The following is a 7,426-nucleotide window of genomic DNA, read 5'->3' as shown; positions in this document are numbered from 1 at the left end:
GGCGGCGCCTCGCCCGGGGGGCGGGCGCCCGGCACCGGGGCCGGCGGCGCCGGCGGGCGCGCAGCGCGACCGATGCCGAACAATTCCTCGAGGAAGGACTGGGCCGAGGCCGGGGCCGGCGCCACCATCAGGACCGCCGCGAGAGGCAGGGCCGCCAGCGCGGGCAGGGCCATCGGGCGGAGGGAGGGGCGAACGGGCTGCATCAGGCTCCAGCAGAACGGCACGAGGACGGAAATTCCCAATGATCCTCGTGTCGCTTCCTAGCATGCGGTCCGTGGCAGGGGCGTGGCAAGCCCGCAACATTGTCGTGGCGGCTTGACCGTGGGTCGCAGGGGAAGCGCACCCCGGGGCGGGCCGTTGCGGATCCCTGGCGGGGGCATTGCAGATCCCTGGCGGGGCCCTTGCGAATCACGGTGCGCGAGCCGGCCTGGCTCGCCTTGCGGCTCCGAAACCGCCTTCTTATATCCGGCTCGGCGCGGGCAACTCCCCCCGCTCGCCGGGTTTCCGGCGGGGCGCGGTCCGGCCCGCCCGGGCTCAAACCATTCGACAAGTACCGCCATGGGCCGAGCTGCTTCGGGGCTCGGCGGTCTGCTTAAAAAACACCAACGAGGGATCCCACCATGGGTAAAGTGATCGGCATCGACCTTGGCACCACCAACAGCTGCGTGGCCGTGATGGAAGGCACGCAGCCCAAGGTCATCGAGAACGCGGAAGGCGCGCGCACCACCCCGTCGATCGTCGCCTTCACGGATGACGGCGAGCGGCTCGTCGGCCAGCCGGCCAAGCGCCAGGCGGTGACGAACCCCGAGCGCACCTTCTTCGCGATCAAGCGCCTCATCGGGCGCACCTACGACGACCCGATGACGCAGAAGGACAAGGGGCTCGTCCCCTACAAGATCACCCGCTCGAGCGGCGGCGACGCCTGGGTCGAGGCGGACGGCAAGCCCTACTCGCCGTCGCAGATCTCCGCCTTCACGCTGCAGAAGATGAAGGAGACCGCCGAGGCCCATCTCGGCCAGCCGGTCACCCAGGCGGTCATCACCGTCCCGGCCTACTTCAACGACGCCCAGCGCCAGGCGACCAAGGATGCCGGCAAGATTGCCGGCCTCGAGGTGCTGCGCATCATCAACGAGCCGACCGCGGCGGCGCTCGCCTACGGCCTCGACAAGAAGAAGACCGGCCTGATCGCGGTCTACGACCTCGGCGGCGGCACCTTCGACGTCTCGATCCTGGAGATCGGCGACGGCGTGTTCGAGGTGAAGTCGACCAACGGCGACACGTTCCTGGGCGGCGAGGACTTCGACAACCGCATCGTCGAGTACCTCTCGGCCGAGTTCAAGCGCGAGCAGGGCATCGATCTGACCAAGGACAAGCTCGCCCTCCAGCGCCTCAAGGAGGCCGCCGAGAAGGCGAAGATCGAGCTGTCCTCGGCGACCCAGACCGAGATCAACCTGCCCTACATCACCGCCGACGCGAGCGGCCCGAAGCACCTGGCGCTCAAGCTCAGCCGCGCCAAGTACGAGTCGCTGGTCGACGACCTGGTGCAGCGCACGATCGAGCCGTGCCGCAAGGCGCTCAAGGATGCCGGCGTCTCGGCCTCCGAGATCGATGAGGTCGTGCTCGTCGGCGGCATGACCCGCATGCCGAAGGTCCAGGAGCAGGTGAAGACCTTCTTCGGCAAGGAGCCCCACAAGGGCGTCAACCCGGATGAGGTCGTGGCGATCGGCGCGGCGGTGCAGGCCGGCGTGCTCCAGGGCGACGTCAAGGACGTGCTGCTCCTCGACGTGACCCCGCTCTCGCTCGGCATCGAGACGCTGGGCGGCGTGTTCACCCGGCTCATCGACCGCAACACCACCATCCCGACCAAGAAGTCGCAGGTGTTCTCGACGGCCGAGGACAACCAGAACGCGGTCACCATCCGGGTCTTCCAGGGTGAGCGCGAGATGGCGGCCGACAACAAGCTGCTCGGCCAGTTCGACCTCGTCGGCATCCCGCCGGCCCCGCGCGGCCTGCCGCAGATCGAGGTGACCTTCGACATCGACGCCAACGGCATCGTCAACGTGACAGCCAAGGACAAGGCGACGGGCAAGGAGCACCAGATCCGCATCCAGGCCTCGGGCGGCCTCTCCGACGCCGACATCCAGCGGATGGTGCAGGAGGCGGAGGCCAACGCCGCCGACGACAAGAAGCGCCGCGAGCTGGTCGAGGTGAAGAACCAGGGCGAGAGCCTGATCCACGCCACCGAGAAGTCGGTGACCGAGCACGGCGACAAGGTCCCGGCCAACGACAAGGCCGCGATCACCACCGCCATCGACGCCCTGCGCCAGTCGCTCGCCGGCGAGGACGTCGAGCAGATCAAGGCCCGCACCACCGACCTGATGCAGGCCTCGATGAAGCTCGGCGAGGCGATGTACGCCGCGAGCCAGGCCGCTCCGGACGCCGCCGCCGGCGCCCCGGGCGCGGAGGCGAAGAAGGACGACGTCATCGACGCCGACTTCCAGGAGGTCGACGACAAGGACCAGAAGAAGCGGGCGTAAAGATACGCCTTGAGCTTGCCGCACGGATCTGAGATCCGTGCGGCCCAGTGATGAAGTGCGACCCGGTCCCCGGCGCCGACAACGGCGCCGGGGACCGGACGTGTATGGACGATGCCCGACGGGGATTCGGCGGGGCCGGGGACAGGAATGTCGAAGCGCGACTACTACGAGGTGCTGGGCGTCGCCCGCACCGCGACCGACGGTGAGATGAAGTCGGCCTTCCGCAAGCTGGCGATGGTCTACCACCCCGACCGCAACCCCGGCGACAAGGAGGCCGAGCTCAAGTTCAAGGAGCTCAACGAGGCCTACCAGTGCCTGTCCGACGGGCAGAAGCGTGCCGCCTACGACCGCTTCGGCCATGCCGCCTTCTCGCAGGGGGGGCAGGGCGGTCCCGGATTCGGCAACGAGTTCGGCGATTTCATGTCGGACATCTTCGACACGTTCTTCGGCGACGCCCGCGGCGGACCGGGCGGCGGGCGCCCCGGCGGCCAGGGTGGGCGTCCGGGCGGCGGCCGCGAGCGCGGCGCCGACCTGCGCTACAACCTCGAGATCAGCCTCGAGGAGGCCTTCACCGGCAAGACCGAGACGATCAAGATGCCGACCTCGGTCACCTGCGAGGTCTGCGCGGGCTCAGGCGCCAAGGCGGGCTCGAAGCCCAAGACCTGCCCGACCTGCGCCGGCTACGGCCGCGTGCGGGCGGCCCAAGGCTTCTTCGCCATCGAGCGGACCTGCCCGGCCTGCCAGGGCCGCGGCGAGATCATCGAGGATCCGTGCCCGGCCTGCTCGGGCGCCGGCCGCGTCACCCGCGAGCGCACGCTCTCGATCAACGTCCCGGCCGGCGTCGACGACGGGTTGCGCATTCGGCTCGCCGGCGAGGGCGAGTCGGGCCTGCGCGGGGGACCGGCGGGCGACCTCTACATCTTCCTCGCCATCAAGCCGCACCCGTTCTTCCAGCGCGACGGCGCCGACCTCTTCTGCCGCGTCCCGATCTCGATGGTGACGGCGGCGCTCTCGGGCGAGATCACCGTGCCGGTGATCGACGGCTCGCACACCTCGGTCCGTGTCCCGGCCGGCACCCAGACCAACAAGCAGTTCCGCCTCAAGGGCAAGGGCATGCCGGTCCTGCGCTCGCGCGACGTCGGCGACCTCTACATCCAGGTCTTCGTCGAGACGCCGCAGAACCTCACCAAGCGCCAGCGCGAGCTGCTGCAGGAATTCGACACCCACGGCACCCATGCCGACAACCACCCGGAGAGCGCCGGCTTCTTCTCCCGGGTGAAGGAGTTCTTCGACGGGCTCAGCGGTTCCGGCCGCGCCTGACCGCAAGGGCGGGCGAACCGACGCAGCCCTCGCGCGTTCTGTCGCGCGACGGGATTGCGTGGTTCGCGGGTCGCGTTCGAGCGCGTCAGGCTTGACGGCAGCGCGCCTTTGAACGACAGCCGTTCGCCAACCGATCTTTCTTCGCGTGTTCAAGGGTCTTCGGTCTTGCCTTTGCCTCACCGATCCAGGGCCAAAGCCGTCGCGGTCTCCAGCCCGCTGCCCCACCCGCAGCCCCAGAAGAAGCGCGACATCCTGGAGGACGAGGCGCGGTTCCTGCGCTCCTGGTTCGAGCGGCCCCTGGTCACCGGCGCTGTGACGCCGTCGGGCCGGATGCTCGCCCGCACCATGGCGTCCTACGTCGATCCGCGCCTGTCCGGGCCGGTGATCGAGCTCGGACCCGGCACCGGCCCGGTGACCGACGCGTTGGTGCGCCGCGGCATCGCGCAGGAGCGTCTGGTCCTCGTCGAGTACAACCCGGATTTCTGCACCCTGCTGCGCCGGCGCTTCCCGAAGGCCACGGTGCTCCAGGGCGACGCCTACGATATCCGCGCGACGCTGGCCGGCGTGGTCGCCGAGCAGGCCTGCGCCACGATCTCGAGCCTGCCGCTGTTCACCAAGCCCCTGGAGCAGCGCCTCGACCTCCTGAGCGCCGCCCACGACCTGATGCATCCGGACGCGCCGTTCGTGCAGTTCACCTACGCGGTGGTGCCGCCGATCCCGGCCAAGTCCACAACCTACACCGCCAGCCGCTCGAACAAGGTGTGGCTGAACCTGCCGCCGGCGCGGGTGTGGGTCTATCGCCGGCCCTGAGAGAACCGCAGGGCCATCCGGCGTCCTGGACGAGTTCTGAAATCCTCTGGGTCATTCCGGTGCCGCAGCAGGCGAGAGCCCCGGGATGACGCGGAGATTGCGGGAACGTCAGCGGCTAGTCTGGCTCCCGCGCAGGGAAGGAGGCCTCACGCCTTCTCCCACTGGTTCTCGATGATGGTGTAGACCTTGTCGCTGAGGTTGATGTCCATCTCGACGAGGCCGAGGGTGGCCTTCACCCGGCTCAGGGTCTCGGCGAGTTCGAGCACCGGCTCGGGCACCCGGCGCTCGGGTACGGCGGGGCCTTCGAGCTTGAGCACGTCGGTCAGCATCGCCGTGTAGGCGCCCCAGAAGTGCTGGTGGCCGATGACGTGGAAGCGCGACAGCGCCTCGATCGCCAGCGTCCAATGCCCCGGCTTCATCGCCTCGCCCGGGAAGGTGCAGGAGAGGTCGCGGGTGAGCGGGTTCTCCAGCCAGGCATATGTCTCGAGGTCGATGCGGTCGAATCCCTTGCGCAAGGCCGAGAGGCTGCCGAGGTCGAGCCCGGCCGCGAAGGCGCTGGGCCCCTGCAGGTGGTCGACGCGCCAGCTTTGGGCCGGGTCCTTGCCGATCTCGGCCATCCGGCGCAGGTACAGGATGCGCTTGGCCAGTTCCACGTAGGGATCGACGACCAGGATCGTCTTCACGTACTCGCCGCCCTGGATCACGTCCTCGTAGCGCTTCAGGAGAACGCTGCCCTGGAGCAGCATCGAATCGCTGTACTTGATGTCGATGATGCAGCGTAAGAGATCGAAATGGATGTCGTGGACGCCGAAATACGCCATCGCGAATTCCGGAAAGAGCATGTCGCGGGCGGCGTTGTCCTGGTTGATCGTGTAGTCGAGCGCCAGCACGCGGGCCGCGCGGTGGGCGGCGTCGGTGCGGTGCCGGTAGAGCAGGATGTTGGTGTCGGCGTCGTAGATGTCGTAGCGCCCGGCCTGGTCGAGGCCGGGGCAGCTCTCTGCGTCGAGCTTGAAGCCGCAGGTGCCGTGGGCGTGCCAGCCGAATTCCTTCAGCTGCGGATAATGGACCCACGCCTCGATCACGGTCTCCCGGGTCCGGTCCATGACCACGCGGACGCGCGGCGTGCGGCGCATGTCGTCGGGGGCGATCCAGAGCTCGAAGCTCGCCGGGCCGACGACGTTGAAGTTGAATCGCATGCTGCTTGCTAGGCTGAAGACGGCGACGCGGCAAGGCCGCGGCGGGCCTGCCGCCGCGACCCGGGCGCGCGACGGCAAACCTAGCAGTTCCGGCGCGCCGGATCACCCTCGCGGTGGGCGGAGCGGGCGGGGGCCTTGCGGCCTTGCGCCCGGCGGGTGTTGATGCGGCCATGTCCGACCTGTTCGTCTCCGCCGGCCTCGAGCGCGACGCGCCCCGCCCCCTCGCCGACACCTTGCGGCCGACGAGCCTCGCCGAGGTGGTGGGGCAGGAGCACCTGACCGGGGAGGGGGGCGCGCTGACCCGCCTCCTGCGCGGGCGCAACCTCGGCTCGCTGATCCTGTGGGGACCGCCCGGCACCGGCAAGACCACGGTGGCGCGCCTGCTCGCCGGCGAGACCGACCTGCATTTCGAGCAGATCTCGGCGATCTTCTCCGGCGTCGCCGAACTCCGGAAGGTGTTCGAGGCGGCGCGCGCCCGGCGGGCGGCGGGCCGCGGCACGCTTCTCTTCGTCGACGAGATCCACCGCTTCAACCGGGCCCAGCTCGACGCCTTCCTGCCGGTGGTCGAGGACGGCACCGTGACGCTCGTCGGCGCCACGACCGAGAATCCGTCCTTCGAGCTGAACGCCGCGCTCCTCTCCCGCGCCCGGGTCCTGGTGTTTCGCGCCCTCGACGAGGCGGCGATCGCCCGCCTCCTCGACCGCGCCGAGGCGGTGACCGGCCGGGCGCTGCCCCTCGACCCGCAAGCGCGCGCGGTGCTGGTGCGGATGGCCGACGGCGACGGGCGTGCGGCGCTGACGCTGGCCGAGGAGGTCTGGCGCTCGACGGGACCGGACGAGACCCTGGACGCCGCCCTGTTGCAGGAGCTGATCCAGCGGCGCGCCCCCGTCTACGACAAGGCGCAGGAGGGCCACTACAACCTGATCTCCGCGCTGCACAAGACGATCCGCGGCTCGGACCCAGACGCCGCCCTATACTACCTCTGCCGCATGCTCGATGCCGGCGAGGACCGGCTGTTCATCGCCCGCCGGCTGGTGCGGGCGGCGGTGGAGGATATCGGGCTCGCCGACCCGCAGGCGCTCGTGGTGGCGAACGCCGCCAAGGAGGCGTTCGACTTCCTCGGCTCGCCGGAAGGCGAGCTGGCGCTGGCGCAGGCGGCGGTCTACCTCGCCACCGCCCCGAAATCGAACGCCCTCTACGCCGCCTACAAGGCCGCGACCCGCACGGCCAAGGAGCACGGCTCGCTGCCACCACCCCGCACGATCCTCAACGCGCCGACCAAGCTGATGCGCAAGCTCGGCTACGGCGAGGGCTACCGCTACGACCACGACGAGCCCGACGCCTTCTCGGGCCAGGATTACTGGCCGGAGCGCCTGGGGCGGCAGCACTTCTACGCGCCGACCGACCGGGGCTTCGAGCGGCGGGTCGCCGAGCGGCTGGAATGGTGGGCGGCGGCACGCCGCGAGCGCGCCGGGGACGAATCCTAGTTCCGGACCGTGCCGGGCCGCCGCGCGCGTGACGGTTGTGTGAACAACCCTGCCGATCGCCGTTGACGCCCTGCGC

5 protein-coding genes and 1 pseudogene are annotated in these 7,426 nt (G+C 69.8%); 4 read left to right on the top strand and 2 right to left on the bottom strand.

Annotated features, from left to right (window positions below; all coding sequences use genetic code 11):
- Window positions 1-242 (bottom strand): annotated as a pseudogene (locus ACS5PV_RS20020) (hypothetical protein); the annotation flags it as partial.
- Between the two features lie 378 nt (window positions 243-620).
- Between ACS5PV_RS20020 and dnaK the strand changes: the two are divergent.
- The 3 genes from dnaK (at window position 621) to ACS5PV_RS20005 (ending at window position 4,667) form a co-directional block, all read left to right on the top strand.
- A complete protein-coding gene (gene dnaK / locus ACS5PV_RS20015; protein ID WP_455397090.1) occupies window positions 621-2,537 on the top strand; it encodes a molecular chaperone DnaK in 1,917 nt (638 codons plus the stop codon).
- A gap of 147 nt (window positions 2,538-2,684) precedes the next feature.
- Entirely contained in the window at window positions 2,685-3,857 is a 1,173-nt protein-coding gene (dnaJ, locus tag ACS5PV_RS20010; protein WP_455397089.1) for a molecular chaperone DnaJ, read from the top strand.
- Between the two features lie 165 nt (window positions 3,858-4,022).
- Entirely contained in the window at window positions 4,023-4,667 is a 645-nt protein-coding gene (locus tag ACS5PV_RS20005) for a class I SAM-dependent methyltransferase (protein WP_455397088.1), read from the top strand.
- 146 nt (window positions 4,668-4,813) lie between these two features.
- On the opposite strand, the gene ACS5PV_RS20000 is transcribed toward ACS5PV_RS20005, so the two are convergent.
- Entirely contained in the window at window positions 4,814-5,863 is a 1,050-nt protein-coding gene (locus ACS5PV_RS20000; RefSeq protein ID WP_455397087.1) for a hypothetical protein, read from the bottom strand.
- 170 nt (window positions 5,864-6,033) lie between these two features.
- Between ACS5PV_RS20000 and ACS5PV_RS19995 the strand changes: the two genes are divergently transcribed.
- Window positions 6,034-7,350 carry a replication-associated recombination protein A gene (locus tag ACS5PV_RS19995; RefSeq protein WP_455397086.1) on the top strand — a complete coding sequence of 439 codons (1,317 nt, stop codon included), beginning with the start codon at window positions 6,034-6,036 and terminating at the stop codon, window positions 7,348-7,350.
- Window positions 7,351-7,426 lie beyond the last annotated feature (76 nt).

The sequence above is a fragment of the Methylobacterium sp. Gmos1 genome (assembly GCF_053764715.1).
The sequence above is the reverse complement of the archived record's forward strand: the minus strand, read 5'-3'. Positions and strand labels throughout refer to the sequence as shown.

Excerpts from the sequence above, each read along its gene's own strand:
- ACS5PV_RS20000 (WP_455397087.1), bottom strand. The coding sequence starts at position 5,863 with ATGCGATTCAACTTCAACGTCGTCGGCCCGGCGAGCTTCGAGCTCTGG.
- dnaJ (WP_455397089.1), top strand. The coding sequence starts at position 2,685 with ATGTCGAAGCGCGACTACTACGAGGTGCTGGGCGTCGCCCGCACCGCG.
- ACS5PV_RS19995 (WP_455397086.1), top strand. The coding sequence starts at position 6,034 with ATGTCCGACCTGTTCGTCTCCGCCGGCCTCGAGCGCGACGCGCCCCGC.
- dnaK (WP_455397090.1), top strand. The coding sequence starts at position 621 with ATGGGTAAAGTGATCGGCATCGACCTTGGCACCACCAACAGCTGCGTG.